Source organism: Acidobacteriota bacterium, from assembly GCA_035471785.1.
GTDB lineage: Bacteria > Acidobacteriota > UBA6911 > RPQK01 > DATIPO01 > JANQFM01.
Genome location: DATIPQ010000102.1, coordinates 1 through 26,546, shown reverse-complemented (window position 1 = coordinate 26,546; position 26,546 = coordinate 1). Strand labels below are relative to the sequence as shown.

At 64.3% G+C, this 26,546-nt stretch carries 22 protein-coding genes; 13 read left to right on the top strand and 9 right to left on the bottom strand.

What is annotated here, in order from left to right; all coding sequences use genetic code 11:
* Window positions 1-215 precede the first annotated feature (215 nt).
* The 5 genes from gltX (at window position 216) to VLU25_15085 (ending at window position 6,403) form a co-directional block, all read left to right on the top strand.
* Window positions 216-1,649 carry a glutamate--tRNA ligase gene (gltX, locus tag VLU25_15105; protein HSR69263.1) on the top strand — a complete coding sequence of 478 codons (1,434 nt, stop codon included), beginning with the start codon at window positions 216-218 and terminating at the stop codon, window positions 1,647-1,649.
* The gene (locus VLU25_15100; protein HSR69262.1) at window positions 1,646-2,407 is read left to right on the top strand and encodes a dolichyl-phosphate beta-glucosyltransferase; all 762 of its coding nucleotides are present in this window, start codon (window positions 1,646-1,648) and stop codon (window positions 2,405-2,407) included. Before gltX ends, VLU25_15100 begins: the two co-directional genes overlap by 4 nt.
* A 257-nt stretch (window positions 2,408-2,664) precedes the next feature.
* Entirely contained in the window at window positions 2,665-4,407 is a 1,743-nt protein-coding gene (locus VLU25_15095; protein ID HSR69261.1) for an ABC transporter substrate-binding protein, read from the top strand.
* A 56-nt stretch (window positions 4,408-4,463) separates the two neighbouring features.
* A complete protein-coding gene (locus VLU25_15090) occupies window positions 4,464-5,381 on the top strand; it encodes an ABC transporter permease (protein ID HSR69260.1) in 918 nt (305 codons plus the stop codon).
* The gene (locus VLU25_15085; protein ID HSR69259.1) at window positions 5,378-6,403 is read left to right on the top strand and encodes an ABC transporter permease; all 1,026 of its coding nucleotides are present in this window, start codon (window positions 5,378-5,380) and stop codon (window positions 6,401-6,403) included. The genes VLU25_15090 and VLU25_15085 overlap by 4 nt, the downstream gene beginning before the upstream one ends.
* Before the next feature lie 45 nt (window positions 6,404-6,448).
* Here VLU25_15085 and VLU25_15080 read toward each other — a convergent pair whose 3' ends face one another.
* Together VLU25_15080 and VLU25_15075 are read right to left on the bottom strand one after the other, a co-directional pair.
* A complete protein-coding gene (locus VLU25_15080; protein HSR69258.1) occupies window positions 6,449-7,630 on the bottom strand; it encodes a M24 family metallopeptidase in 1,182 nt (393 codons plus the stop codon).
* Window positions 7,617-8,348 carry a lysophospholipid acyltransferase family protein gene (locus VLU25_15075; GenBank protein ID HSR69257.1) on the bottom strand — a complete coding sequence of 244 codons (732 nt, stop codon included), beginning with the start codon at window positions 8,346-8,348 and terminating at the stop codon, window positions 7,617-7,619. Before VLU25_15075 ends, VLU25_15080 begins: the two co-directional genes overlap by 14 nt.
* Before the next feature lie 223 nt (window positions 8,349-8,571).
* On the opposite strand from VLU25_15075, the gene murB reads away from it, so the two are divergent.
* Together murB and VLU25_15065 are read left to right on the top strand one after the other, a co-directional pair.
* Complete coding sequence (gene murB / locus VLU25_15070) at window positions 8,572-9,564, top strand: UDP-N-acetylmuramate dehydrogenase (protein HSR69256.1); 993 nt, start codon at window positions 8,572-8,574, stop codon at window positions 9,562-9,564.
* A 96-nt stretch (window positions 9,565-9,660) separates the two neighbouring features.
* Complete coding sequence (locus VLU25_15065) at window positions 9,661-10,977, top strand: UDP-N-acetylglucosamine 1-carboxyvinyltransferase (GenBank protein ID HSR69255.1); 1,317 nt, start codon at window positions 9,661-9,663, stop codon at window positions 10,975-10,977.
* A gap of 76 nt (window positions 10,978-11,053) precedes the next feature.
* On the opposite strand, the gene VLU25_15060 is transcribed toward VLU25_15065, so the two are convergent.
* The 6 genes from VLU25_15060 to VLU25_15035 are packed head-to-tail and all read right to left on the bottom strand — an operon-like array spanning window position 11,054 to window position 16,447.
* On the bottom strand, window positions 11,054-11,824 hold the full coding sequence (locus VLU25_15060) for a hypothetical protein (GenBank protein ID HSR69254.1): 771 nt from the start codon (window positions 11,822-11,824) through the stop codon (window positions 11,054-11,056).
* A gap of 23 nt (window positions 11,825-11,847) precedes the next feature.
* The gene (locus VLU25_15055) at window positions 11,848-12,318 is read right to left on the bottom strand and encodes a hypothetical protein (GenBank protein ID HSR69253.1); all 471 of its coding nucleotides are present in this window, start codon (window positions 12,316-12,318) and stop codon (window positions 11,848-11,850) included.
* A 3-nt stretch (window positions 12,319-12,321) separates the two neighbouring features.
* Window positions 12,322-12,888: an RNA polymerase sigma factor gene (locus VLU25_15050; protein HSR69252.1), complete on the bottom strand. Its 567-nt coding sequence runs from the start codon at window positions 12,886-12,888 to the stop codon at window positions 12,322-12,324.
* 58 nt (window positions 12,889-12,946) lie between these two features.
* Window positions 12,947-14,767: a glycosyltransferase gene (locus VLU25_15045; GenBank protein HSR69251.1), complete on the bottom strand. Its 1,821-nt coding sequence runs from the start codon at window positions 14,765-14,767 to the stop codon at window positions 12,947-12,949.
* On the bottom strand, window positions 14,754-15,134 hold the full coding sequence (locus VLU25_15040) for a hypothetical protein (protein ID HSR69250.1): 381 nt from the start codon (window positions 15,132-15,134) through the stop codon (window positions 14,754-14,756). Before VLU25_15040 ends, VLU25_15045 begins: the two co-directional genes overlap by 14 nt.
* A gap of 38 nt (window positions 15,135-15,172) precedes the next feature.
* Window positions 15,173-16,447 (bottom strand): hypothetical protein, encoded by a 1,275-nt coding sequence (locus tag VLU25_15035; protein HSR69249.1) that lies wholly within the window; start codon window positions 16,445-16,447, stop codon window positions 15,173-15,175.
* Between the two features lie 143 nt (window positions 16,448-16,590).
* Between VLU25_15035 and pdhA the strand changes: the two genes are divergently transcribed.
* The 5 genes from pdhA to VLU25_15010 are packed head-to-tail and all read left to right on the top strand — an operon-like array spanning window position 16,591 to window position 22,114.
* A complete protein-coding gene (gene pdhA / locus VLU25_15030) occupies window positions 16,591-17,667 on the top strand; it encodes a pyruvate dehydrogenase (acetyl-transferring) E1 component subunit alpha (protein HSR69248.1) in 1,077 nt (358 codons plus the stop codon).
* 34 nt (window positions 17,668-17,701) lie between these two features.
* On the top strand, window positions 17,702-18,679 hold the full coding sequence (locus VLU25_15025; protein ID HSR69247.1) for an alpha-ketoacid dehydrogenase subunit beta: 978 nt from the start codon (window positions 17,702-17,704) through the stop codon (window positions 18,677-18,679).
* 23 nt (window positions 18,680-18,702) lie between these two features.
* Window positions 18,703-19,986, top strand: a complete 1,284-nt coding sequence (locus tag VLU25_15020; GenBank protein ID HSR69246.1) for a dihydrolipoamide acetyltransferase family protein — start codon at window positions 18,703-18,705, stop codon at window positions 19,984-19,986.
* A 19-nt stretch (window positions 19,987-20,005) separates the two neighbouring features.
* Window positions 20,006-20,734: a TlyA family RNA methyltransferase gene (locus VLU25_15015; protein HSR69245.1), complete on the top strand. Its 729-nt coding sequence runs from the start codon at window positions 20,006-20,008 to the stop codon at window positions 20,732-20,734.
* Window positions 20,735-20,773: 39 nt separating this feature from the next.
* Complete coding sequence (locus VLU25_15010) at window positions 20,774-22,114, top strand: M23 family metallopeptidase (protein ID HSR69244.1); 1,341 nt, start codon at window positions 20,774-20,776, stop codon at window positions 22,112-22,114.
* A gap of 260 nt (window positions 22,115-22,374) precedes the next feature.
* Here VLU25_15010 and VLU25_15005 read toward each other — a convergent pair whose 3' ends face one another.
* Complete coding sequence (locus tag VLU25_15005; protein HSR69243.1) at window positions 22,375-23,592, bottom strand: acetate kinase; 1,218 nt, start codon at window positions 23,590-23,592, stop codon at window positions 22,375-22,377.
* A gap of 153 nt (window positions 23,593-23,745) precedes the next feature.
* On the opposite strand from VLU25_15005, the gene VLU25_15000 reads away from it, so the two are divergent.
* Window positions 23,746-26,226 carry a penicillin acylase family protein gene (locus VLU25_15000; GenBank protein HSR69242.1) on the top strand — a complete coding sequence of 827 codons (2,481 nt, stop codon included), beginning with the start codon at window positions 23,746-23,748 and terminating at the stop codon, window positions 26,224-26,226.
* Window positions 26,227-26,546: the final 320 nt, after the last annotated feature.

The following is a 26,546-nucleotide window of genomic DNA, read 5'->3' as shown; positions in this document are numbered from 1 at the left end:
CCAGTCGAGGGGCATCGCAGTTGCTGAGCCCGTTGTGCTGATCGGGTAGCCTTCCATAGCCTGCCATGCCCTCCGTAGCCTCTGTCGCAGGAGGGGCGAAGGATCGGCGCAAGGCGCCGGGGCTGCGCAACCGCCAAGTTTCAAAAAACAACTCCCAGGATCAGATCGCGGGGTTCCTGCCGGCGTGTTTCCGGGTGATATAATTTTGGGCTCTTATGAGTGAGGTGAGGGTTCGGTTTGCTCCGTCACCGACGGGGTTTTTGCATATCGGGGGGGCGCGGACGGCGCTGTTTAATCAGCTCTATGCCAGGCAGCAGGGCGGAGAGTTTTTGCTGCGCATTGAGGACACGGACGTCAAAAGGTCGTCCCAAGAGATGGTGGAGGGCATCCTGGAGGGGATGCGCTGGCTGGGGCTGGAGTGGGACGGAGAGCCTGTTTTTCAGTCGCAGCGGCTGGAGCATTACCGGGGGATCGCCGACCGGCTGCTGGAAGCGGGGCAGGCTTATCGGTGCTTTTTGACCCCCGAGGAGTTGGAGGCCAGCCGGGAGGCGGCGCGGCAGGCAGGCAAAGACTGGCGATTCGACCAACGCAGCCGCGGGATGGACCCTGAGGACGCCCGCAAAAGGGCCGGGAAGGGCGAAGCCCACGTGGTGCGCATGAAGGTCGAGGCCGGACGCGCCATCCGGGTGGCCGACCGGGTCTTCGGCAAAGTCGAGGTTGAAAGCGAAAACGTCGAAGACTTCGTGCTGCTGCGCTCGGACGGCATTCCGACCTATCATCTGGCGGTGGTGGCCGACGACACCGAGATGGGCATCACCCACGTCATCCGCGGGGTCGACCACCTGGTCAACACCGCCAAGCACATCCTCATCTACATCGCGCTGGGCGAGAAGGTGCCCAAGTACGTCCATCTGCCCATGATTCTGGGGCCCGACGGCAAGCGCCTGAGCAAGCGCCACGGGGCCACCTCGGTGATGGAATACCGCTCACAGGGATTCCTGCCCCAGGCCCTGCGCAACTACCTGGCGCTGCTGGGCTGGAATCCCAAGAGCAACCAGGAGATCTTCTCCCACGACGAACTCGTCGAGCACTTCAAGCTCTCCCAGATCAACAAAGCCGACGCCGTCTTCGACCGCCACAAGCTGGAGTGGATGAACGGCAAGTACATCTCGTCGCTGTCCGCCGAGGAACTGGCCCCGATGGTCGAGGACGCCCTGCGCCGCCAGGACCTGGAGGCCAACGGAGACACCGAATCGTTCCTGGACGCCATCCGCCTCCTGCAGCCCCGCATGCGCAGCCTGGACGACTTCGCCCAACGCGGACGCCCCTACTTCAGCCAGCGCTTCGAGTACGAAGCCGAAGCGGTGGACAAGTTCCTGCCCCAAGCCGAACGGCCCCGCCTGGCCGAGGCGCTGGAGGATCTGCGCCGGCGCTACCGGCAACTGGAGTCCTTCGACCTGCAGCACACCGAAGAAGTCTTGCGCGACGTCTGCCAGCAGCAGGGAGTCAAGGCCGGAGCCCTGATCGGGGCCGTACGGGTGGGACTGACCGGCCAGAGCGTGGCGCCGGGGATCTTCGACGTCATCGTCCACCTCGGACGGGAAACCGTCGAGCAACGCCTGGAACGCCTCAACGAGTTTCTGCGATGAGCCGTCCCGCCTTGTCGGTCGTGATTCCCGCCTACAACGAGTCAAAGCGGCTCACCCGCTCGCTGGAGCTCATCGTCGACTATCTCAGCCGGCGACAAGAGGCGTTCGAGATTGTGGTGGTGGACGACGGGTCAAGCGACGACACGGCCGAGTTGGCCGCCCACTTCGCCGAGTCCCGGCAAAGCCCGGCGAAGCCCGGCCAATGGACCCTGCGGGTGCTGGTCAACTCGCGCAACCGGGGCAAAGGATACAGCGTCCGCCGGGGAATGCTGGAGGCGCGGGGACACTACGCCTTGCTCACCGACGCCGACCTTTCCACACCCATCGAAGAATTGGCCAAGCTGGAGCGTGAGGTGCGTCAGAGCGCCTGCCAGATCGCCCTGGGCTCGCGCGGCCTCAAGACCTCTGAGGTCGAAGTGCCCCAGCATGGACTGCGCAGATTGTCGGGACGCACTTTCAACGTGATCATGCGCCTGGTCACCGGCCTGCCTTTCAAGGATACTCAATGCGGATTCAAGCTCTTCGAACTGGGTCGCTGCCGGCAACTCTTCCAAGCCCAGTTGCTTGACGGTTTCGGATTCGACGTCGAAGTGCTTTATCTGGCCCGCAAGTGCGGATTGCGGATGGCCGAGGTTGCCGTGGTCTGGCGCAACGTGGAAGGCTCCACCGTCAGCTTCTCCTCCGGACTGAAAGCAGTTTGGGACTTGGCGGTCATCCGCTACTATGACATCAAGCGACGCTACCAGACCAGATCCTGAGAGCAGATCCATGCTGAGGTTGCCGATAAACCAATACCTTTTCCAAGAGCTAAAGTCCTTTGGGTAAAATTACGAGATGAAAAAGGCATGGGGCCGGCTCAGCGATTCTTCGAGCAGGCCTGTCGGAAAGCCGACCCTTTTGTGGACGAAAAGTCTCTGCGGCCTGTCGGGCAGATGATATAAAATCTGCTGAGCCTAAATTTTGATGACAAGTGTTTGCCGGGCCGTCCGGGGCAAAAGGCTGGGACGAATTATAGATGCGGAAAATCTGGACCGTAGCGGGGCTTCTTGTGCTGACGGCCTGCGTCGGCAGCCAAACGTCCGACACCCGGCCTGACCGTCAGTCCTTCCCCATCCCCGAGGATGCACTGACGGTGCAGACTGAGGGCATACTGGGCGGAACCCTCAAGTATCCCCTGCAACGCGATCCGGCCACCTTCAACATTGTGGGCGCGCAGGATACGCGTTCCCGGCTGATCAGCGGTCTCTTCACGGCCACTCTGCTCGAGCTCGACCGCGTCAGCCAAACCCCGTCGCCGGGAGTCGTGCGCGAGTGGCTGTGGTCGGAGGACGGCCTCACCCTGGACCTGACGCTGCGCCGGGGACTCAAGTTCAGCGACGGCGAGCCCATCGACATCGACGACTTGATCTTCAGCCTCAACAAGATTCTCGAGCCCGCTTCGGTGACGAGTCTGCGCTCGTCCTTGCTGTTCGAGGGGCAGAGCATCGAGGTGGAAGCGGTCGACGAGTGGACGGCCCGCCTCAACCTGGCGCGTCCGGACGCCTCGTTCGAGTCTTTCCTGGCCAACTGGCCGCTGCTGCCCAAACACCGTTTCGGGGACGCCGGCCAGGCCATCGAAACCTACTGGACTCTGGAAACGCCCCTGGAGGAGTTAACGGGGGCCGGGCCCTTCCGCATCGACGAATACGTGCCCAGCAGCCACATGCTGCTGCGCCGCAATCCCCACTACTGGAAAGTCGACTCGCAGGGCCGGCGTCTGCCCTACCTGGACGCCATCCGCATCTCCTTCATCTCCGAGATCGACCAGCAGGCCCTGCGCCTGCGCAACGGCGAACTCGACTTGATCGACCACGCCCTTTTGCCCGACCTCTTCCGCCAACTCCAGCAGGACTCGTCGCTGACCGCCTTCAACGCGGGGCCTTCGGGCGACCTGGTGCTGTTTTGGTTCAACTTCAACCTGGACACCGAACCGCCTCCTGGCTCGCCCTTCCTGTCGGCGGCCAAGAAGCGCTGGTTTGCCGACTTCAGCTTCCGCCGGGCCGTCGACCTGGCCATCAACCGGCGTCAGGTCGCCGAAGTGGCCTTCGACGGACAGGCCCAGCCGGCCCGCGGCATCGCCAGCAACGAAACCTGGATCGCTCCCTCGCTGCAAGAGACCATGCAGGATCTGGAGAAGGCTCGACGGCTCTTGACAAGAGCCGGCTTTCGCCTCGACGAGAACGGCGTTCTGACCGATTCCCAGGGCGTGGCGGTGGAACTCGAGCTGACCGCGCTCGACACCCCGACGACCTTGACCACGGCCTCCATGCTGCAGCAGGACCTGCAGGCCCTGGGGATCCAGGTCAACATCAACCGGCAGGAATTGCGGGCCGTGGCGTCGCGCGTCATGGGGAGCCGCCTCTACGACGTGGCGGTAGCCATCTTCTCGATTCCGCTGGAACCCTCGGAACTCTCCAACGTGCTGTTTTCCTCCAGCCAGATGCACCTCTGGCATCCCTTGCAGGCCGAACCCGCCACCGAATGGGAACGGCAGATCGACCAGCTCATGTCGGCCCAGCGGGCCGCCTCCAACCTTGAAGAGCGCCAGCAAATGATCTATCGGGCCCAAGAACTGCTCCACCAACAAAAAGTGCTGCTGCCCATCGTGCAGCGCGATCAGCTCATCGCCCATGTTCCCGCACTGCGCAACATCAAGCCCACCAAGCCATCTCCCGGCGTGCTCTGGAATGCCTGGGAGATCTTCTTCGCCCAGCCTTGATGGGGATTCGAGAAGCCGCCTTTTCCCGCTCAGGCACTTTGCCGTAGACTTCTGTCATGGCACGGTTTCTGCTTCGGCGGCTGGGTCAGACGGTGATCCTGCTCCTGCTGGTCTCCTTCTTCGTCTTCCTGCTGGTGGACGCGATTCCCGGCGACTACCTGACCGAGATGCAGCTCAACTCCTCCATTCCCCGCGAGCGGGTGGAGGAGTTGAGACGTGATCTGGGACTCGACCAGCCTTTTTACATTCAGTACGCCACCTGGCTGGGCGGGCTTCTGAGGGGCGACTTCGGCTACTCTTTCGCCCAGCGCAGACCCGCCAACCAACTCATCGCCGAACGCCTGGGAAACACCCTGAAACTGGCCGCGGCCGCCTTCTTCCTGATCCTGCTGCTGACCTTTCCCCCCGGCATCGCCGCCGCCTTGGCTCCGGGCCGCTGGATCGACCGGCTGGTGCTGGCGTTCTCGATGCTGGGCCTCTCGCTGCCCGCCTTGCTGCTGGGGATTGCGGGCGTCTACTTGGCCTTCCGCACCGGCCTCTTCCCGCTGGGCGGACTGGGGGGACTGCACCACCTCTTCCTGCCCTCTCTGGTGCTGGCGCTGCCCAACTCGGCCTATCTGGTGCGGCAACTGCGCCTGGAGATGCTGGACGCGCTCAAGGAACCCCACGTGGAGGCGGCCCGGGCCCGCGGACTGCCGCCGACACGGGTCGTCCTGCACGCTCTGCGCTCCGCCCTCAATCCCATGATCTCGCTGCTGGGAGTGGCCTGCGGCGCCCTGCTCAGCGGGGCCGTGGTGGTGGAGAGCATCTTCGACTGGCCGGGGCTGGGCGATCTGGTGCTGGAGTCGCTGCTCAACCGCGACCTCTTCGTGGTGCTCAACAGCGTGCTGCTGGCAGCCGTTTTCGTGGTTCTCTCCAATCTGGCCGCCGATTTTCTGCTGGCCCTCAACGACCCCAGGATCCGAACCCGATGAAACGCCTGGGACTCATTCTGCCCGCGGCCTTCCTGCTGGCGCTCTTGAGCGTCCTCTGGGCCGCCCCGTTTCTGGCCCCCTATCCGCCTGAACGGCAGTTCCGCGACTTTGCCCGCATGCAACCCACCCCGCCCCTGCTGCGCGGTCCTCAAGGATGGACGCTGCGGCCCCACATCCACGACTACAGCCCCTCCCGCCAGGCCGACGGACGCTACCGACGCCTGCCAAGCCTGCTGCCGGTGCGCTTCTTGGTGGAGGCTGAACCCTACGAGTGGATGGGCATGACCTGGCGCACCCGCTTCTTCGGCCTGGACCATCCCCAGCGGCAGATCTTCTTGTTGGGAACCGATCAAGTCGGCCGCGACGTCTTCTCACGCTTGCTGCACGGCGGCTGGACCTCGCTCACCATCGGCATCGTGGGCGTCCTGGCCTCGGCCCTGGTCGGCGTGATCCTGGGATCAGCGGCGGGCTACCTGGGCGGATTCGCCGATACCGCGGTGATGCGGCTGGCCGACATGGTCTTCGCCCTTCCGGCCCTTTTTCTCATCATCGGACTGCGGGCCCTCTACCCGGCCCAACTGCCGGCCGGCGCAGGCTGGTGGATGCTGGTCACGGCCTTCGCGCTGGTGGGATGGGCCACCCTGGCCCGCGTCATCCGCGGACAGGTGTTGTCGCTGGTCAACCGCGAGTTCGTCCTCTACGCCCGGGCCTGCGGAGCCTCTCATTGGTGGATCCTGACCCGCCACATCTTGCCCTTCACCCTCAACACCCTGCTGGTTCAGGCCACGGTGCTGCTGCCGGCCTTCGTGCTGGGCGAAGCCGCCCTCAGCTTCCTGGGCGTGGGGATACAGCCGCCCAACCCCAGTTGGGGAAACCTGCTCACCGAGGCTTCCCGCCTTCCGGTCATGACCGACCAGCCCCAACGGCTGGCTCCGGGCCTGCTTCTGCTGCTTTGCGTGCTCTGCCTCAACCTGATCGCCGACCGCATCAAAGGCGTCACCCGCCAGCGCCAACTGTGGTGAAGCAAGGCCTGCGTCCCCCTCGGAAATCCCCTTCAGAGGAGCTGATCAGACATCGAAATGCAGCAATTCGTTCTGGGGCGGCGTGGTGATCTGGGGTCCCTTTTCGGGGTCCATGTAGACGTCGATCTCGGAGCGGATGCCGAAGTCGGAAAGGTAGACGCCCGGCTCGATGGTGCATCCGATTCCGGCGATGACCTGACGCACGTCGTGGGTTTCAAGATTGTCGAAGTTGACCCCGTTTCCGTGGGTTTCCTCGCCCAGGTTGTGGCCCAGGCGATGCACGAAGTCGTCTCCGTAGCCGGCCTCTGAAATCACCTTGCGGGCGGCATCGTCGACTTCCCATCCCTGCACCGGCGAACCCGCCTCCCAGCGGTCGCGAAGAAGCTGGTAGCCGGCGTCGCGTCCCCCGCGCACGACCTCGAAGACCTGTGCGATCTTGCCGGGGACGCGGGCGCCGTAGTAGGCCGTCCAGGTGATGTCGGCGAAGACCGCCCCGGGCTTGTTTTCCTTGGCCCACAGGTCGACCAGCAAGAAGCTGTCCTTCTCCACGAAACCATGGGACTCGGCGGAGGGCGAATAGTGGGGATTGCCGGCGTGCCCGTCCGCCCCCACGATAGGCGGCGAATCGGTCACCAGGTCCTCCCGCTCAAAGGCTTCGAGGATGAAGTTCTGGATGTCGGTTTCCGGCACCCTCTGGCCCGCGCGCACCCGGTCCGCCGTGTGCTCGAAGGCCTGGTTGACGGTGCGGGTCAAAATGTCGGCGCAACGCCGGTGACCTCGAAGCTGATCAGCCGTCCATACGGCCTCGAAGACCTGCACGAGGTTCTCAGAGGACAGCACCTGGCATCCGGTGTCGCGCACCCGGTCGACGGTCCCGGCGTCCACCCGGGATATGGAGGGCAGCGACGAATACTGCATGGCCACCTTGGAGCAGCCGCGAAGCAGGGTGCGGATGCCCTGTCCAAATTCCTGCCAGCGCAAGTAGACCGTCTTCTCGCCGGGCAGGTGGTCGAGCATCCCTGATTCGATGCGGTGCACCAGCTTGCGCGGCTGGCCTTCGGCGGGCACCCAGTAAAACCAGCGCCGGGTGGCGTGATAGCCCTCGCCGAAGCGGAGGATGCGCAGGGCGATGGGATCGATGTGGTGAAAGCCGTAGAAGAGCCAGGCCGGCAGTCCGGCCTCCTTGAGGGCTGCTTGGATGCGGGCTACGAGATCATGATTGGCCATTAGACGTTTCCGGATAAGCTGAGGCCACCGTGGCTTGCACCCGGTCGGCCAGGGTTTGCAAATCGATCCCCTGGTAGTCCTGCGGACTGACGGGGTCGTGAATGATCAGTTTCATTGTACCGGGAACCAGCAAAGCCGACCCGCGCGCCAGGCGTTTGTGGGCGTCGATGATGGTGACCGGCACAATGGGCGCCCTGGCGTGGACAGGGAGCAGAAAGCTGCCCTTCTTGAAGCGGAGCATCTTGCCCCAGGTGCGCCCTCCTTCGGGGTAGATGACGTAGGAAATGCCGCGCTCAATGTGGCGGGCGGCATTCTGGAATTCGCGTACCGTGCGGCGATAGTTGGTGGAACTGACGGGGATATTGCCGGCCCGCCTCAGGTGCCATCCCAGGAACGGCAGCTTGAAGAGCGATTCCTTGGCGGCGAAACGGAACTGCACGGGCAGCCCTGAAAGAAACGCCCAGTGGTCGAACATGCTCAGGTGGTTGGCGGTGAAGACGTAGCCCTTCTCGGGATCGATCCTCTCCAGCCCCTCCAACTCCAGCTCGACCCGCGAGACCCAGAAGATGAAGTCGGCCCAGGCGCGGGCGCAGCGGTGCTGAAGGCGTCCGCTGGCGTCGAAGAGGGAAAAAAGCACACTGATAGACGCCAGGACGGCCGTGACCAGGATGATGAGGGGCACCCTCCACAGCGAATTGATGAGCCACACTACCCGCATCAGGCAAATCCTAACACCCCATTTCGAAGTTCGAAGTGCGAGATGCGAAGTTCGAACGTTTTGAGGACAAGCCTGCTCGAAGTTCGAAGTAGTTCGAAGTGCGAAATGCGAAGTTCGAACGTCTCGGGAACAGAGGAACAGTTTATGCTTGTAGCGGACGGGGGGCAAAAGCAGCAGCGGGGGAACCATAGTGGGTCACGAGACGACTAAAGGCTATGATGCGATGCCTGGAAAGAGGGCCGAGGACGAACTGAGCGGCCGTCCCCGCCGAGCCCTGACCCAAAGGGAGGTTCCCCTGGGACCCATGACCACGCTGGGAATCGGAGGCCCCTGCAGGGCCCTCGTCCACGCCGCCAGCGCCGAGGACGTCCAAAGCGCCCTGCAGCAAGCCCGCCGGGAAAGCCTGCCCGTGCTCTACCTGGGCGCAGGCTCCAACGTGCTCTTCGACGACGACGGCTTCAGCGGGCTGGTGATCCGCAATGAAATGCGGGGCGTGGAGGTGCAGGGGACGGAGGTGGAGGTGGCGGGAGGCCACGACCTGGGTGAGCTGATCCGCCTGCTCAACAGCCGCGGACTGGCGGGAATGGAACGCATGTACGGCATCCCCGGAACCGTGGCCGGCGCCGTGGTGGGCAATGCCGGAGCCTACGGACAGGAAATCAGCGAGCGCCTCCTGCAAGCCGAGATCCTGGAAAACGGCCAACGGCGACGGCTGGACGCCCGACAACTGGGTTTCGCCTACCGCCACAGCCGCTTCAAAGAGAATCCCGGCTGGTTCCTGCTGACCTGCCGGCTGCGGCTGGAGAGAGGCCAAGACGATCTGCAGCGCATCTCCGACGACATCCTTTCCCAGCGCACTCAGAAATACCCGCCCCATCTGCGCTGCCCGGGCAGCTTCTTCAAGAACCTGCCCCTGCGGGATATTCCTGCGGAAAGCGTCCGCAGAATGCCTGAAAGCTACGTCCATTACGGCAAGGTTCCCGCGGGCGTATTGCTGGAAGCCGTGGGCGCCAAGGGGGCGCGGCTGGGGGACGCGGCGATCGCCGGCTATCACGGCAACCTCTTCTTCAACGCCGGAGGCGCCACCTCGCGCGACATGCGGGGACTGGCCCGCCACTGGGCGGCGCGGGTGGAGGAGCGCTTCGGCCTGCAACTGGAAGAAGAAATACGCATCGTGGGCAAGGACGGGCCCGCCAACGTCCCCTGCCCTCCATAGCTTCAGCGACGGAGGGGGCCCTGTCGCTGGCCTGTAGTATCGTTGGACGCAACAAGACGTCGCCCCTGGGCCGTCAAAGTGATACAAAGGAGCATCGTGAGCACCGTCAAGACCAAGAAAGCGCTTGTCGACCTGGAAGCCGCCACTGAAACGGCTCCCCGCCAATTCGTCATCCGCGGCGGACGCCGCCTGACCGGCACCTATCCCGTGCAAGGCAACAAGAACGCCGCCTTGCCCCTCATCGCCGCCACCTTGCTGGCTCCCGGCCCGGTCACATTGAAGCGGGTTCCCAGGATCCGCGACGTCATGAACCTGCTGCGCCTGCTGCGGGCGCTGGGCGCCGAGGTGGAATGGGACCAAGCAGGACTGCACGTCGATCCGCGTCCGCTTCTGGAACGGCCCAATCTGCCCGACGAGCTGGTCAAGCGCTTGCGCGGAGGCATCCTTCTGCTGGGCGCGCTGGCCCAGCGCTACGGCGACATCTCCTGCGCCATGCCCGGCGGTTGCCCCATCGGGCGCCGGTCCTTCGAGGCTCACTGGAGCGTCCTGCGGGCGGCCGGATTCGAGGTCGACGATTCCAGCGGACGCATCGAACTCAGCCGCGCCCGACGCCAGTCCTCTCCCCGCGTCTTCCTCAAGGAATCGTCCGTCACGGGCACCGAAAACGCCCTCCTGCTCTTCGCTTCCATGGGCGCCGGACGCATCGAGAACCCGGCCCGCGAGCCCCACGTCATCGCCCTCATCGAATTCCTGCGCAAGCTGGGATGCGACATCGAGACCCATCCGCTCTACTTCCAGGTGCGGTCGGGAATCGATGCGGAAAGGGGGCCGGTGGAATTCGAGATCCCGGCCGACTACATCGACGCCGGAACCATGGCTATCGCGGCCGCCGCCACCGACGGACACGTGGTGCTTGAAGGCGTCACCTCTTTCGACATGCTGGGCATCCGCCCCTTTCTGGAGGACTTCGGGGTCATCTTCGAAGAGGAGGGAGAAGACCGCCTCCGGGTGCGCTCCAGCGCCCAGCGCCGCAATCCGGCTCAATTGACCGCAGGGCTGTGGCCCCTCTTCCCCACCGACCTGATCAGCCTGGCCATCGTCCTGGCCGTCAAGAGCCAGGGGCTGTGCCTGGTGCACGACTGGATGTACGAGGCGCGCATGTTCTTCGTCGACAAGCTGGTGCGCATGGGCGCCAAGATCACCCTTTGCGATCCCCACCGGGTGATGGTGGAAGGAGCCGGACGACTCAAGGGCATCACCCTGGAATCGCCCGACATCCGGGCCGGAATGGCGCTGGTGGTGGCCGGCCTGTGCGCCGAGGGCACCACTACCATCGAACACGCCGAGGTCATTCAGCGTGGATACGAAGACGTCATCGGACGCCTGCGCTCCATCGGCGCCGACATCGCCTGACGGCAAATCCCAACTCCCAAGGTCCCAACCCGCAAAAGGGGGTCGGGCGGCCGGAGGCTCAACGTGGCAGGAGCCTCTATTCCAGAATATCGGCGCGCACGATGACGATCAGGGCCACGCTCTCGTCCATCCAGCGGCCCTCGGCGTCGGGGACCCGCCGGCTCAACTGAGAAGAGCCCAGCACGACCGTCTCTCCGTCACCGAGGTCGACCGACAAGCTGAGGCTGGCGGAACCCGAGCTTTCGGGCCCTCTCGTGGGTCCTTGGTCCCTCACCTGCACTCTCAGATCGTCCATCCCGATCTCGCCCTGGCCGGACACCTCGATTCTCTCGATGAAAATGGAGTGGCTGGTGATGTCTCCTCCTTCCAGATGCAGCGATTCCCCTGAGCGGGTACGGCCTGAGGGCGCCGCAATCAACTGGAAGCTCTGGAACTGCGTCACGTCCGACAGGTCCTCCAGTACCGGCTGCAGCTCGCTGGGCAGATCATCGGGCGTGCCGTTGGGCCGGCGCAATCCCCGCAGCAGGTAAAACCGCACCCGTACCGACTTGGTGGGCTGGTCAAACCGCCTGATGAGCGCGTCCACCGTCTGGTGCACGTCGCGGGGAGCCCTGAGAGTCATCGAGTTATAGGTCTCGCTGATCGAGAAGTGGTAGGGCCGCACGATGTTGTGCAGCAACGACATCAGGTCGCTCATGCTCTGATGGCTGGGCTGATAGACCTCCACCGTCCAGTCAGAAGGATAGGGCGAAGAAGAGACCGGTTTCTCTTCTTGGGCTTGTGAGGCCGCTTCCTGGCCCCAAACCGGCACTGCCAGTGCCGCCGCCAAAAACAGAATCGTGATCATAGGAACATTCTTGAACTTCATTTCTATTCTCCTTCGGAGGTTTGACTCGTCTGGGTCATCCAGATCAGGCGTACGCCGCTGCGGGGCAGGCGAAAGATCATTTTGCGGGCCGGCTCCGGCTCGCTGACGCCGGCCCTCTCGGGGAGAGCTGGGGGAGCGACGCCGGCATCGGACGCCAGCCAGTCTTGGGACCCGCCGGTGACATCGCGCCCGTCGCGCACCACCGGCTGGGGAGCCAAGGGCTGCTTTAAGACGATCTGCGGCTGGGGAGGCTGGGCGGCAGGCAAGGGCGAAGGCAACGGCGTCCCGGCGGCGGGCCAGAGCAACCAAATGAGGCACAAGCCGCCCGCGGCAGCCGCCGCCCCCACAAGCCAGAGCCGTCGCTCGGATCGCTGCGCGCCTTCTTGTATGCGCTTCCAGGCCCGGTTGCGGGCTCTCGACAGAGCCTGGCCAGGAACCTGGGTGTCATCCCATTCTTTCTTGAGAAAACGCATGCTTCACTCGCTTCCTGGGCGGTAATGACCGAGAAACCGCCTCATCTTCCTGCGGGCCTGGTGCAGGTAGCCGCGCACGGTGGCTTCTTTGCACTCCAGGATGGCGGCCACTTGCGCCGTCTCCATTCCGTGCAGCTCCTGCAAGATGAAAGCGGCCCGCTCGCGGAAGGCCAGGCGCGCCAGGCAAGCCGCCAGACGGGTCCGCAACTCGCCCTGCTGGACCGGATCGCGGCTCTTGATGGAGCGGATGATCTTCTCCAGCGGCTGCCAGAAGCGCCTCTTTCGAGTCAAGTCGTGACAGGCGTTGACGGTGATGCGGTAGATCCATGCTTCTATGCGGCCGGCGTCCTCGAATCCCTCCAAGTGGGTCAAGACCTTGACCCAGACTTCCTGGGCCACGTCTTCGGCGTCGTCGAGGTTGCGCGTCAGGAAAAGAGCCGTCTTCATCACCTTGTGCTCGAAGCGCCCGACCAGCCGGTCGAAGGCCTGACGGTCGCCCTCCCGGGCTCGCCGGACCAGGTCCTGCACTGGATCTTGACTGCTGCTCACGGCTTTGAGAGTGGCCTCCATAAGCGTCCTCGTTCGATCTTCTCAACTAGAAACGGACGAGGGTGGGTGAGCGTTGGGATTAAGTCGCATGCCAGGAATCGAGGGCCCGGGCCAGGGAGAGCGCCAAATGGTCGGACAAACTCTGGCGATTGTAGAGTTGCACCTGTCTCAAGCCCGCTTCTGCCGCCCGCTCGTAAGCCGAGGGATCTTGCAGCAGACCGCCGGCCTGGCGGGCGAAGTCACGCGGGTCGCCGGGACGGAAAGTGAGTCCGGCCTCGCCGATCACCTCGGGAATGGACGCGGCCTGGCTGCCCACCGAAGGCAGCCCGCTGGCCATGGCTTCAATGAAGGGAATGCCGAAGCCTTCATGCAAACTGGCCGACACGAAGAGGTGAGCCGAATCGTAAAGACGCCGCAGTTCGGAGTCGGAGATGCTTCCGGTAAAGATCACCCGGGAGTCGAGTCCCCTGCTGAGGGCGATCCGCCGCGCTTTGTCGGCTTCGCGGGCATAGAGGGAGTCGGTCAGGTTTCCGGCCAGGATCAGCGAGCAGTCCTCGGGCAAGTGAGCCAGCCCCTCCACCAGCACGTCGATGCGCTTGTTGGGCGCCATGCGTCCTACGTAGAGCAGGACGCGTCCTGACTTGATGCCGTAGGACTCGAGCAGCTCAAGGTCGGGGGGACGGGGAGCGAAGGCGCTCAAGTCGACGCTGTAGGGAAAACGGATCATGCGCTGGGGATCGAACCCGCGCTCCTCACGCAAAAACTCTTCCGAAAAGCGGCTGTGAGTGAACACGACGTCGGCCTCCAGGCCCAGGCTGATCCGGCGCTCGCTCTGCTCAAGGCTGTCGTCGGGCCAAAGGGCGGAGGGCGTAACTCCGTGGTACTCGAAGACGCGCAGGACGTCTGGGCGCTTGCGGCGAAGCCGCTCCACGGCAGGGTAGTAGCCCGGATACTCGTAGAATTCGATGTCGGCCCGGGTGTCGGGATCTGAGACGGGACGCAGGTTGGCGGCGAAATCCCGGCGTTTCAGGTGGTCTTGCACGTGGAGCGTAAAAGGCATTCCCCAGCGCTGCAAGAGGCGGCATTTCTCGACCACGTAGTTGGAGACGGCGTCGTAGGGGAGAAAGCTGGGCGTATAAATGGCCACCTTGCGTCCGGCCAGGCAGCGGCGGGCGGGCAAGGCGCCCAGGAGGCGCTGGAGGCTGCGGGCCGAGGACTGAGGATGGTGGCGGGTGGCCACGTAAAGGCGTCCCTGCCGCCCTAGTAGGTGCGCCGTTCGGGGATCGTCCCGCAGATAGCGGCGGGCCTCTTCCAGACGGCGGGCAGGAACCGCAACTCCGCCTCCCGACTCGAAACACAAACCGCGGCGCAGGGGGTCGGCGTCGTCGATCACCGCCGCGTGTTCCTGCCGCCAGCGCTCTAAAAGGTCGAGTTGGAACGGCTGGGGTGCGTCCGGCTCTTCGGCTGGCGGCCCCGGCTGGTTCTCGGGCTTCAGCCCCAGGCCGATTCGGCGCACCGTCTCCCGATCCAGTCCCCAGCGCTCGACGATGGCCTGGCGTTCGCTTTCCGAGACCGAGAGAACGCGGGCCAGGCGGCCCCCGTTTTCCTTCCAAAAGGCCTCCTGCCGCTGGTCGAGGGGTTGGGCCAAATCGGCCAGCAGGAGGGTGCGGGAAGGAAAGCGCCGGGCTGCTTCAATGGCCTGGGAGGAGGCGGCGGGCGAGGCCAGTATCCAGGCTTCAGAAAGAGCCTCCGCCGTGTCTGCCAGGCTGGGCGAGTCGTCCTCGATCAGGTGCACCTCTACCGCTTCGAGGCGGGACAGGAGCGCGCGCAGCAGGTCGCGGCGCTGACGCCCTGCTGCCTCCCGGCCGGCAGCCACCAGGATGAGGTCAATCGGTTTCATGGCCTGGAGACGACGACTCTGCCCACTTCTTCAGCACCTCGTCCTGAGAGCGCAAACGGGTCTCCATCAGGCGCTGGCGGCGGTGCATCACGGTGAGCGCTTCCACTACCCCCGCGTTGAAGGCCTCCTGTCGCCGCGTGTAGACCCGGAGCAGGCGCAGCAGCATCTTCTTGGCAGCGGCCATGCGGGTGCCGGGTGGAATCTCGGCGGTGCTTTCGCGGCGCAGGGCCGTCAGCATTTCCTGAAGGGAATCGTCGATGCTGGCTAAGGTTTGAAAAAGCTGAGGGGAAAGCGCCGTGGCGGCGGCCGAAGACTCCTCTCCCGCCAGGATCTGAGAAAGTCTCTGAGCGTCAATGCGGTCTTTCACGGCGCCAATTCTAGTCGATTGACGCCGCATTGTCCCGTTTAAGTCAAGGAGTCGACGATGTGAATGAGGACTCCCCAGGGCGAGCGTTCGTAGACAAGCGCCGGAGCCATTCCCCCCACCACGGCCCAAAAGACGCTGTAAAGCAGGGTGGCAAGGTAGAGCCTGGGAAAAGCCAGGCGCTCTCTTCCATAGAGGAGCAGGAGAGGTAGAGCCGGGACCAGGTAACGGGCCGAGAATCCGGTGCCTCCGCCCCAGTCTTCGTAAGCGGCGTGAACCAGAAAAAAGGCCGCCAGCCCCCAAATGGCCTCCCTGCGGGAAGCGGACGATTGCGGCCGGCTTGCGTGGTTCCCGCCCAGCAGTCCCGCCAGCGGCCAGAGGAGGATGGGGAAGAAGAAAAGCAGTCCGCTCTCGGGGCTGAGCAGCAGTCCGGCCATTCCCTCGAAGGGCCAGTCGAAGCGGGCGTGGATGCCCGAGTGGAAGAGGCTGAAATGATCGCTGAAGTCGCGGTAGATCCACTGCGTGAGTCCCACTCCGGCGGCCAGTCCCAGGGCCGATGAGGCCAGCAATGCCGTGGCGCGCGACCGCCGTCCCCGCCACAGAGCCCATGCGCCCATGGCTGCCGGCACCAGGGCGAAGGGATATTTGATGAGGGTCCCGGCCAGGCCGGCCGCCAGCAAGGCGGCCGGGTGTTTGAGGAAGAGCAGGCCCAGCCAGGCCAACGCCGTCCAGGGCTCGGTCCAAAGATCGCGGGAGTAGCACCAGAAGGGAGTGGCAAAGGCCAGCAGCATGACAGGATGGGTGCGCCAGCCACCCACGTCTGGAGCCGCCTGGGGCAGGCGCTTGGCCATCCAGGCCAGGCAGGCCAAAGCGGCGCACATATTGAGCCAGATGCACCAGGGCTCAAACCACAGGCTGAAAGCCAGCGGCCAGGAGAGCAGTGCCAGCACCAGGGACAGTGCCGGGGCATGAGTGGGCAGCAGGCGTCCCCGGTCGTCCCGCTCGGCGTGCGGGTCGAGGGCGCGTCCGCGCAGGAGGTGGCCGGCTTGGCCACCGCCCCGGCGGGCCGATTGGTAGTCGTCTGCCAGATCGAGATCGCCGTCCTCGGCCAGGCTGCGCGCCATCAGCAGATAGTGGGGAGAATCTCCAGACAAGACCCAGGGCGGACCCAGCGCCACCGGACCGATATCGAGCAGGGGCCAGCCCTCAACGGCCTGCGGGTCGGGAGGAGGAAAGTGCACCCAGGTGGAGATGAAGAAGAGCAAGGCGGCAGCCGCCGCCGCCTTCCAACCGACTCCGCTTTGCAGGGTTCTCATCTCTCTCCTTGGCGCCCGGGTCGAGGATCCGACCTGACGATCATGTCCCAGCGGCGCCTCGCCTTCAAGGGGCCGATGAAGCGGCCGTGAAAGCCGGGGCCTGTTTGCTCCAAGACCGTTGCGGAAGCTATAATCCTGGCTTCATGTCAGAGGAAATATACCGAATCCTGAAGACCAACGGACGCCTGGAAAAAGGCCGCAAGACACCCTCGATCGACGATCAGCGCCTGCGCGAAATGTACCGCTACATGCTGATCAACCGGCTGGTGGACGAGCGCATGACGAAGCTTCAACGTCAGGGCCGGATCGGCTTTTATATCGGTTCGGTGGGCGAGGAAGCAGCCATCATCGGCAGCGCTCTGGCCCTGGACAAGGACGACTGGATCGTGCCCTGCTACCGTGAATTCGGGGCGGCCTTGGTGAGGGGCTTTTCGCTTTATACCTTCTGCTGCCAACTCTTCGGCAACGCCGAGGATCCCATCAAGGGCCGGCAGATGCCCAACCACTACAGCGCCCGCGATTTGAAGTTCACCTCCATCTCAAGTCCGGTGGGTACCCAGATCCCCCACGCGGCGGGACTGGGAATGGGGCTGAAGATCCAGGGAAAAAAGAATGCCGTCCTGGTTTATTTCGGCGACGGGGCCACCTCCCAAGGCGATTTTCACGTGGGAGCCAATTTTGCCGGCGTCTATCAAGCCCCGGTGATCTTCTTGTGCCGCAACAACCAGTGGGCCATCTCGGTCCCGGGGGAGCGCCAGACCGCCTCGGAAACCTTCGCCGTCAAGGCCAAGGCCTACGGTTTCGAAGGCATCAGAGTGGACGGCAACGACGTGCTGGCGGTTTACGAAACCGTCCGCAAGGCGGTGGAAAAGGCTCATGAGGGCGGAGGTCCGACCATGGTGGAGGCCGTCACCTATCGCCAGGGAGCCCATTCCACCTCCGACGATCCGCGCGCCTACCGCGAGGAAGAAGAAGTCGAGCGTTGGAAGGAGCGGGATCCCCTCGTCCGCATGAAGGCCTATCTGAAGCACCGCGAGTTGTGGAGCGACGAAGAGGACGAAGCGGTGCGCGAAAAGACCGCCAAGGAGATCGTGGGGGCCATCAAGAAAGCCGAGAAGGTGGGTCCGCCCGATGCCGAGGAGATCTTCAAGGAGGTCTACGACGAAATGCCGCCGCATCTTCAGGAACAGTATCAGCAACTGCGCGAGAGCGCGCAGTGACGGCCTGTCGGGCCGATAGAGGAGTCACAGCAGCATGCCCCGAATGAACATCATTCAGGCCGTCAACGACGCCTTGCGCATCGAAATGGAACGCGATGAAAGCGTGGTCATCCTGGGCGAGGACGTGGGCAAGTTCGGCGGCGTCTTCCGCGCCACCCAGGGACTGCAGGAGAAATTCGGCGAAAGCCGTGTCTTCGACACCCCTTTGGCCGAGGCGGGGATCATCGGTTCGGCCATCGGAATGGCTCAAAGCGGCCTGCGTCCGGTGCCCGAGATCCAGTTCGCCGATTTCATCTTTCCGGCCTTCGACCACATCGTCAATGAGGCCGCCAAGATGCGCTACCGCTCGGGAGGACAGTTCACCTGCCCCATCACCATCCGCACGCCCTACGGCGGAGGCATCCGCGGGGGACACTACCATTCCCAGAGTCCCGAGGCCTATTTCTGCCATACGCCGGGGCTCAAGGTGGTGATCCCCTCCGATCCCTACGAGGCCAAGGGACTGCTGGCCTCTTCCATCCGTGACGACAATCCCGTCCTCTTCATGGAGCCCAAGCGGGTCTACCGGGCCGCCCGGGCCGAAGTTCCCGAAGAGGAGTACACTCTGGAGTTGGGAAAGGCCGACCTGGCGCGGGAAGGCGAGGACGTGACGGTGATCGCCTACGGCGCCGTGCTGCACGACGTGCTCAAGGCGGTCGAGAAGGTGCAGGAAGACGACGGCATTTCCTGCGAGGTGGTCAATCTGCGCACCCTCTTGCCCTACGACGCCGAGACGGTGCTCGAATCGGTCAAGAAGACGGGACGGGCGGTGATCGTCCACGAAGCCCCGCGCACCTGCGGATATGGCGCCGAGATGGCCGCGCTGATCGCCGAAAAGGCGATCCTCTACCTGGAGGCGCCCGTACTGCGCGTGACCGGCTTCGATACCCCCTTCCCCTACACCCTGGAAGAAGAGTACCTGCCCAACGAGCGGCGCATCTGCAAGGGGCTGCGCGACACATTCAACTTCTAGCAGCGGAGAATCGAGCTTTTACCATGGCCTTTGAATTCAAGCTTCCCGATATCGGCGAAGGCGTCGTCGAGGGAGAGATCGTCGAGTGGTTGGTCGAAGAAGGCGACATGCTGGAGGAAGACCAGCCCATGGTCGAAGTCATGACCGACAAGGCGACCGTCGAGTTGCCGAGTCCGCGGGCCGGCAAAGTCCTCAAACGCACCGGCAAAGTGGGCGAGGTGGTGGAGGTGGGCGAGGTGCTGATCGTCATCGACGAAGAGGCCGGCGGCAACGGCGCCCCGGCCGAGAGTCCGGCCCCTGCCGCGAAGGAAGCCTCTCCCGAGCCCGCCGCTCAGGAGAGTCCCAGGCAAGAATCGATTTCGGCGACCTCGCTGCCCCGAGAGGAGCGGGAGGAAGCCGTCAAGCCCCCGCCCTCTGCAACCCGCGAGAGCAAGGCGGCCTCTCCGCGGCGCAAGGCCTTGGCCACGCCGGCCGTGAGGCGAGTGGCCCGCGAACGCGGAATCGACATCCAGCAGGTGGACGGCAGCGGTCCTGGAGGACGCGTCACCCGCGAAGACCTGGACCGCTTCGAGGAGGCGCCGGCGCGTCCTCAGCCCGCCGCCGCGCCCAGCGGAGAGATCGAGGTCGTGCCCTACCGCGCCCTGCGCAAGAAGATCGGCGATCGCCTGGCCCTCTCCAAGCGGGTGGCGCCTCACTTCACCTACGTGGACGAAGTCGACATGACGGCACTGGTGGAACTGCGCCGCCAGTACCAGCAGATGCCCGAGGCCGGGGACGTCAAGCTCACCTACCTGCCCTTCATCGTCAAAGCCGTCATCAAGGGACTGCAGAAATTCCCCATCGCCAACTCCAGCCTGGACGAGGAAAAGGGCGAGATCCACGTCAAGCACTTCTTCAACATCGGCGTCGCCACGGCCACCGACAACGGACTGATCGTCCCCGTGATCAAGCAGGCCGACCGCAAGAGCGTGCTGGAACTGGCTCGCGAGATCAGCCATCTGGCCCAGGCCGCCCGCCAGGGCAAGAGCACGCTGGAGGACTTGCGCGACGGCACCTTTACCATCACCAGCCTGGGCAAGCTGGGCGGACTCATGGCCACTCCGGTCATCAACTACCCCGAGGCGGCCATTCTGGGCGTCCACAAGATCGAGGAGAAGCCGGTCGTCCGCGATGGCGAGATCGTGATCCGGTCGATGATGAACCTCTCGGTTTCCATGGATCACCGGGTGGTGGACGGCCAGACCGGCGCCGAGTTCGTGAACTACATCATTCCCTTCCTCGAGAATCCGGCCTTGCTGCTTCTCTGATCTCAGGACGGGGAGCGCCATGTCAAAAATGCGCGCCGATCAACTGCTGCTCGACCAGGGCCTGGCCGAGGACCTCAAAGAGGCACGGGCGCTGTTGCTTTCGGGGCGCGTACTGGCAGGCAGCCAACGCCTCGACAAGGCCGGCCAGCGGGTCGACCGCAGCCTGCAACTGCGCCTCAAGGACGAATCGCCCTACGTCTCCCGCGGCGGCCACAAACTCGAGGGAGCCCTGCGCGACCTGGGGGTTGACGTCAGCGGTGCGCTCTGCCTCGACCTGGGCGCCTCCACCGGAGGATTCACCGACTGCCTGCTGCAGCACGGCGCCCGCAAGGTCTACGCCCTCGACGTGGGCAAGGGTCAACTGCACTGGAAGCTGCGCCAGGATCCGCGGGTGGAAGTGCGCGAAGAGGTCAACGTCCGCTATCTCGACCCCTCTCAGATCGATGAGCCAGCCGACTGGATCGTGGCCGATCTCTCCTTCATCTCCCTGCGCTTGGTCCTGCCCGCTCTCAAGTCCTTCGCACCGGTGCGCCTGTTGGTACTGGTAAAGCCCCAGTTCGAGGCCCGGCGTCAGGAAGTGGAGAGCGGAGGGCGCATCGCCGACGAACCGCTGCGTCAGCAGGTGCTGCAGCGCCTGGAGGACTTCTGCACCGAGCAGGGCTTCATCGTCCAGGGCCGCGCCGACGCTCCCCTGGCAGGACGCAAGAGCGGCAACCAAGAAACCTTCTTCCTGCTTCAACTGGCTTAAGTTCCTTGCCTGTCCGGCCTCTGAGTTACACTGGATGAGATGAAGAGAGTACTGATCGTAGTGGCGGTGGCGCTGGTAGCGGTGATGGCCTATTTCTGGGACGGACAGGCCCCCCAGGTGGAATGGATCGAAGCGCCCGAGGTGGTAGGCGCCTCAAAGCCGGTGGCCTTCGCCGTCAGCGACGCCGGCAAGGGCCTGGCTCGGATCGAGGTGACGGTCGAGCAAGCGGGCCAAAGCGAAGTCGTCCTCAGGGAGGATATCGGGCGGAACTGGGCTCCCTGGTCGCAGGCCGACCTGCAGCGACAGGTGGCCGTCACTCCGGTGGCCGACCTCAAGAACCTGCAACTGCAGGAAGGCGAGTTCACGCTGCGGGTGACCGCTTATGATCACGCCAATCTCTATTTCTTCGACCGCCAAAGCAGTGCCGAAAAAACCTTGCGCTTCGACCGGACGCCCCCGGTCATCAGCATCCTCTCCACCCAGCACCGCGTCGATCAGGGAGGGGCGGAAGCCGTCCTCTACCGGCTCGACGAGGAAGCCGCCGCCAGCGGAGTCGAAGTGGGGGAGCGCAGCCATCCGGGCCATCCTCTGCAAGGCCGTCAGGGGCACTACGGAGCCATATTCGCGCTTCCCTACAACGCCCCCCTCAACACCCGCTTCAGGGTTTGGGCCGAGGACGCGGCAGGCAACCGCTCAACCGCCCAGTTGCAGGTGGAGGCCCGGGTCCGCCGCTTCCGTCAGCGCCGCATCAACATCAGCGACAGCTTCATCGAAAAGGTGGCCCCCGAGATCTTGTCGCGCAGCGGACTGCAACCCGCCGAGACGCCCGCTCAGACCTTCTTGCTCATCAACAACAAGATGCGCACCGACAACCATCGCCAGATCCGCGGGATCATCGCCCGCTCGGCCGGAAGGCTGCTCTTCGACGAAGCCTTTCTGCAGCTCACCAATTCCAAGGTCGAGGCCCCCTTCGCCGATCAGCGCACCTACATCTACCAGGGCCAGGCCATCGACCGCCAGACCCACCTGGGATTCGACCTGGCCTCCACCGCCAAAAGCCCGGTCGAAGCGGCCAACGACGGAGTCGTACTCCACGCCGGCTATCTGGGGATCTACGGCAACTGCGTCCTCATCGACCACGGCTTCGGAGTGGTCTCGCTCTACGGGCATCTGAGTTCCATCGACGTCTCCGAGGGTCAGCAGGTCGAGAAGGGAGAGCTTATCGGACGCACCGGCGAAACCGGCTTGGCCGGCGGCGACCACCTGCATTTCGCCATCTTCGTCCAGGAGACCGCCGTCAATCCCTTGGAATGGTGGGACTCAAGCTGGCTGGGCAATCACATCTTCAAGCGCTTGAGGGGCGGCCAAGGCCAGTCCTGAATCGTAGAGAAGCCCGCCAAGACCATGAAGAGCTTCGCGCAATTCATCACCGATTCAAGCAAATTATCGAAATTCCGCCTTGAATTTGCTGCTTAGAGGCATCGATCACCCGAATCACGTGATAAAGTCTTGGCAGCGCCAGGTGAGGTGAAATTCACTCTGGCAGGTCGGGGGAAGCCTGTGGAGGGTGTGACGTTCGACTGCGTGGCGGTTCCCCCCAGTATCGCCAGCGGCGGGCTTCATGCCCTCCACTGGCTGTTTCAGGCCCAGGGCGTGTAGTGGGCTGCTTGGGCGATTTTCATAGCATCGATGGCGATCACCATTTCCTCGTCGGTGGGAATGACCCAGACCGATGCCTTGCTGTCTTTTTTCGAGATGCGTCCCTCGCCGCGGACCTCGCGGTTGGCCACCTCATCCAGTTCGATGCCGAGATTATCCAGTCCGCGGCAGATGCGCGCGCGGACCTGGTGGGAGTTCTCGCCGATGCCCGCCGTGAAGACCAGGGCGTCGCATCCGTTCATCACCGCCATATACTGCCCGATGCAGCTCTTGACCCGGTAGCAGAAGACATTGATGGCCTGCTGGCAGCGCACGTCCCCCTCTTCGGCTTCTTTCATCAGCGCCCGCATGTCGCCCGCGTAGCCGCTCAGCCCCAGCAGTCCGCTGTAGCGGTTGAGGAGTGAGTGAATCTCGTTGAGCGTCATTTCTTCTTTCTCGTTGAGATAAAAGATGACCGAGGGGTCGATGTCGCCGCTCCGGGTCCCCATGACCAGGCCCGCCAGCGGCGTCAGCCCCATCGAGGTGTCGACCGAGCGCCCGTTCTCGACGGCCGCCACAGAGGCGCCGTTGCCCAGATGGCAGGTGATGAGCTTGGAGTGCGATTTTTCCAGCCCGCCGATCTTGTAGAGCCGACGGCTCACATAGTAGTGGCTGGTGCCGTGAAATCCGTAGCGGCGAATCTTGTAGCGCCGGTAGAGGCGGTGGGGGATGGCGTAGAGATAGGCCTCGCGGGGCAGCGTCTGGTGAAAGGCGGTGTCGAATACCGCCACCTGGGGAACCTCGGGCAACAGGCTCTGGGCGGCCTGGATGCCCTTCAGATTGGCGGGATTGTGCAAAGGCGCCAAGTCGAAGGCTTCGCGGATGGCCTCGATGACCTCGGCGTCGATCAGCATGGAGTCCGAAAAATGCTCGCCTCCATGCACCACCCGATGGCCCACCGCCTGGATTTCCTCGATGCCGTCGAGGACCTTGAAATCGTCGCTGGTCAAGTAGTCGAGGACGAAGTTCAAGGCCTGTCCGTGATCGTCGGCCTTGAGTCCGTGGCGTTGCGGATCACCGGCGCCCTGAGCCAGCGTGGCGATGGAGGAGACGGCCCCGATGCGTTCCACGTGGCCGCGGGCCAAACGCTGCCGTCCTTCAGCCTCGATGAGTTGAAAGCGCAGCGAGGAACTTCCGCAGTTGACGACCAGTACAATCATGGATTCATTGTAACGGTGATTGCCGCGGCAGGCGCGTCCTTCGCGATGGCACAAGGGTACCCGCAACTGAACCGGTCCTCGAATGGTGGGAGGCGCATCCTTGCGGCGATGGAGGTGGCGGTAGTAGGTTGCTGGCAGTATGAGGGAGGCGAGATGATGGGTAAGAAGATTCTGAAGATCGTGGGGATTGGCCTGGGTTTGGCGCTAGCGCTGCTGCTGCTGGCCGGCGGCTGGTTCTATCTGCATCTACGGGGCAGCCTTCCCCAATTGGACGGCGAGAGGACGCTGGATGGACTCTCCCAGCAAGTCACGGTGCAACGCGATGAGCTGGGGACGGCCACCATCCGCGCGTCCAACCGCCTCGACTTGGCCCGTGCCACCGGATTCGTCCATGCCCAGGAGCGCTTCTTTCAGATGGACCTGCTCAGGCGGAGCTCGGCGGGGGAGCTGTCGGGGTTGCTGGGTAGCCCGACTTTGCAGATCGACAAGCGGATTCGCATCCACCAATTCCGCGACAGGGCCAAGCGGGTGCTCGAACAGTCCTCGGCCCAGGCGCAGGCCCTCCTCGAGGCCTACAGCAAAGGCGTCAACGCCGGACTTCAGGCTCTCGACAATCCGCCCTTCGAGTATCTGCTGCTGCGGGCTAAGCCCGCCCCCTGGCGCCCCGAGGACTCGACTCTGGTGGTCTATGCCATGTACCTGACCTTGCAGGACGACCGGGGACGGCGAGAACGGGCTCTGGGCACGCTCTACGACACGCTGCCCCTCGAGCTGGCCGATTTTCTGGCTCCTCCTGGAACCTCCTGGGACGCTCCCCTGCAAGTCGAAGAAATGCCGCTGCCCGCCATGCCCGGGCCCGAGGTTTTCGACCTGCGGACCGAAGGAGGCGGGCTGGAGGGAGGCGCCCATCGCGCAGCGGCAAGCCACACCCTCGATGCGGCCCCCTGTCCGCAGCCCATCGCCTCCCTTTGCCTGACCGCTCAGGGCTACGAGATCGGCAGCAACAACTGGGCCCTGGCCGGAAGCCGCAGCAGCCACGGCGGTTCCATCGTGGCCAACGACATGCACCTGGGACTGGACGTGCCCAACATCTGGTTCCGCGTCCGCCTGGTTGCGGAAGACGAAGGACTCGATCTCCTCGGCGTCAGTCTTCCCGGCACGCCCGACCTGATCGCCGGCAGCAACACCCGCATCGCCTGGGGCTATACCAACGCCTACGGAGACTGGAGCGACGTGGTGATCCTGGAGGAGGCCGGAGAGGACCGCTACCTCACCCCCGAGGGGCCCCGTCCTTACCGGACCGTCATCGAGCGCATCCTGCTCAAGGACGGGAGCGTCGAGGAACTTGAGGTGGTCAGCACGATCTGGGGACCCGTCATCGGAAGCGACCGTCAGGGGCGCCGACTGGCTCTGCGCTGGGTGGCTCACGACGTGGAAGGGCTCAACTTCAACATGATGGGCCTGGGGCAGGCCCGCACCGCCGAGCAAGCCCTGAGGGTCGCCGCCCAGGCCGGCATTCCCGCCCAAAACCTGGTGGTTGGCGACAGCCGGGGACACATCGCCTGGACTGTGATGGGCCCCGTTCCCCGCCGCTATGGGCACGACGGCAGGCTGCCCTCCTCCTGGGCCGACGGCTCGCGGGGTTGGGACGGCTATCTGAGCTACCAGGAACGTCCCAAGGTGATCGATCCTCCCCGGGGCCAGATCTGGAGCGCCAACGCCAGGGTGGCTTCGGGCCAGGACCTGGCCTTGCTGGGCGACGGCGGTTATGCCAACGCCGCCAGGGCCCGTCAGATCCGCGACGGACTGGCGGCCTTGGATCAGGCTTCAGAGACCGACATGCTGGCCGTCCACCTCGACGACCGGGCCCTCTACCTGCAGCGCTGGCGCGACCTGCTGCTGGAGGAACTCGATGAAGAAGCTTTGCAGCAAGACCCTCGCCGCCGCCATTTGCAGGAGGCCCTCCGCGACTGGGGCGGACGGGCTTCCGTCGACTCGGTGGGTTACCGCATGGTGCGCGAGTTCCACTCCCGCCTGCGCAACCAGGTCCTGGAGACGCTGACCGGCCCGGTGCGCCAGGCTGACCGGGACTTCAACCTGCGCTGGATCGCCAACCAGAGCGAGCATGCCCTGTGGACGCTGGTGCAGCAGCGTCCGGCCCACCTGCTCGATCCCCGTCATCGCAGTGCGGCGGCCTCCCAGGAGGACTCAGATGGCAGCGACCGGGCGGGTTGGTCGAAGCAGGTCCTGGCCGTGGCCGATTCCCTTCTCGATGAGTACCTCGAGGACGGAACGCTGGACGACAACACCTGGGGGGCATTCAACATCGTCGTCGTCGACCATCCCGTGAGCCGCTTCATCCCGGGCGGAGCCGCTCTGCTCGACATGCCGCGGCGTCCGCTGCCCGGAGCCACCGACATGCCGCGCGTGCAGATGCCCTTCTTCGGAGCCTCGGAGCGCTTCGCCGTCTCGCCGGGACGCGAGGAGGAAGGCTACTTCCACATGCCTTCGGCGCAGAGCGGCCATCCCCTCTCGCCCTTCTACGGCAACGGCCATGAAGCCTGGGAGGAAGGGAAGCCGACGCCCTTTCTGTCCGGGGTTGCGCAGCATACTTTGGTGTTGAGGCCGAATTAACGCTGCCGGTCAGGATTCTGAGCCGGGGCCTTGCCAAGTTCGAGGTGCGAAATGCGAAGTTCGAAAGAACCCCGAAGAGGGTGTCGCAAAAGTCTTCAACATGACACTTCGAACGGCTCGTTATTCCACCCTTTCAGAAGTGGTTTCTTTAGAGGTGTTTCCATTACCCAGGGTGCCGCTCGCGCGCTTCGCGCCCTCGCTGTACCCTGGGCTAAACGAATTGCACCCCTTCGAGGTTTTCAACGAGCAAGAAAGTGCTCCTTGAGACGCTTTGCGACTGGTTCGGGCTGCACTTTTGCGACACCCTCGGAAGGGGAGCC

Coding starts and splice junctions, on each gene's coding strand:
- VLU25_15095 (HSR69261.1), top strand. CDS start 2,665: ATGCGGAAAATCTGGACCGTAGCGGGGCTTCTTGTGCTGACGGCCTGC.
- VLU25_15090 (HSR69260.1), top strand. CDS start 4,464: ATGGCACGGTTTCTGCTTCGGCGGCTGGGTCAGACGGTGATCCTGCTC.
- VLU25_15000 (HSR69242.1), top strand. CDS start 23,746: ATGATGGGTAAGAAGATTCTGAAGATCGTGGGGATTGGCCTGGGTTTG.
- VLU25_15055 (HSR69253.1), bottom strand. CDS start 12,318: ATGCGTTTTCTCAAGAAAGAATGGGATGACACCCAGGTTCCTGGCCAG.
- VLU25_15080 (HSR69258.1), bottom strand. CDS start 7,630: ATGGCCAATCATGATCTCGTAGCCCGCATCCAAGCAGCCCTCAAGGAG.
- VLU25_15015 (HSR69245.1), top strand. CDS start 20,006: ATGTCAAAAATGCGCGCCGATCAACTGCTGCTCGACCAGGGCCTGGCC.
- VLU25_15045 (HSR69251.1), bottom strand. CDS start 14,767: ATGAAACCGATTGACCTCATCCTGGTGGCTGCCGGCCGGGAGGCAGCA.
- VLU25_15005 (HSR69243.1), bottom strand. CDS start 23,592: ATGATTGTACTGGTCGTCAACTGCGGAAGTTCCTCGCTGCGCTTTCAA.
- VLU25_15010 (HSR69244.1), top strand. CDS start 20,774: ATGAAGAGAGTACTGATCGTAGTGGCGGTGGCGCTGGTAGCGGTGATG.
- VLU25_15035 (HSR69249.1), bottom strand. CDS start 16,447: ATGAGAACCCTGCAAAGCGGAGTCGGTTGGAAGGCGGCGGCGGCTGCC.
- VLU25_15020 (HSR69246.1), top strand. CDS start 18,703: ATGGCCTTTGAATTCAAGCTTCCCGATATCGGCGAAGGCGTCGTCGAG.
- VLU25_15075 (HSR69257.1), bottom strand. CDS start 8,348: ATGCGGGTAGTGTGGCTCATCAATTCGCTGTGGAGGGTGCCCCTCATC.
- VLU25_15050 (HSR69252.1), bottom strand. CDS start 12,888: ATGGAGGCCACTCTCAAAGCCGTGAGCAGCAGTCAAGATCCAGTGCAG.
- murB (HSR69256.1), top strand. CDS start 8,572: ATGCCTGGAAAGAGGGCCGAGGACGAACTGAGCGGCCGTCCCCGCCGA.
- VLU25_15100 (HSR69262.1), top strand. CDS start 1,646: ATGAGCCGTCCCGCCTTGTCGGTCGTGATTCCCGCCTACAACGAGTCA.
- gltX (HSR69263.1), top strand. CDS start 216: ATGAGTGAGGTGAGGGTTCGGTTTGCTCCGTCACCGACGGGGTTTTTG.
- pdhA (HSR69248.1), top strand. CDS start 16,591: ATGTCAGAGGAAATATACCGAATCCTGAAGACCAACGGACGCCTGGAA.
- VLU25_15060 (HSR69254.1), bottom strand. CDS start 11,824: ATGATCACGATTCTGTTTTTGGCGGCGGCACTGGCAGTGCCGGTTTGG.
- VLU25_15085 (HSR69259.1), top strand. CDS start 5,378: ATGAAACGCCTGGGACTCATTCTGCCCGCGGCCTTCCTGCTGGCGCTC.
- VLU25_15025 (HSR69247.1), top strand. CDS start 17,702: ATGCCCCGAATGAACATCATTCAGGCCGTCAACGACGCCTTGCGCATC.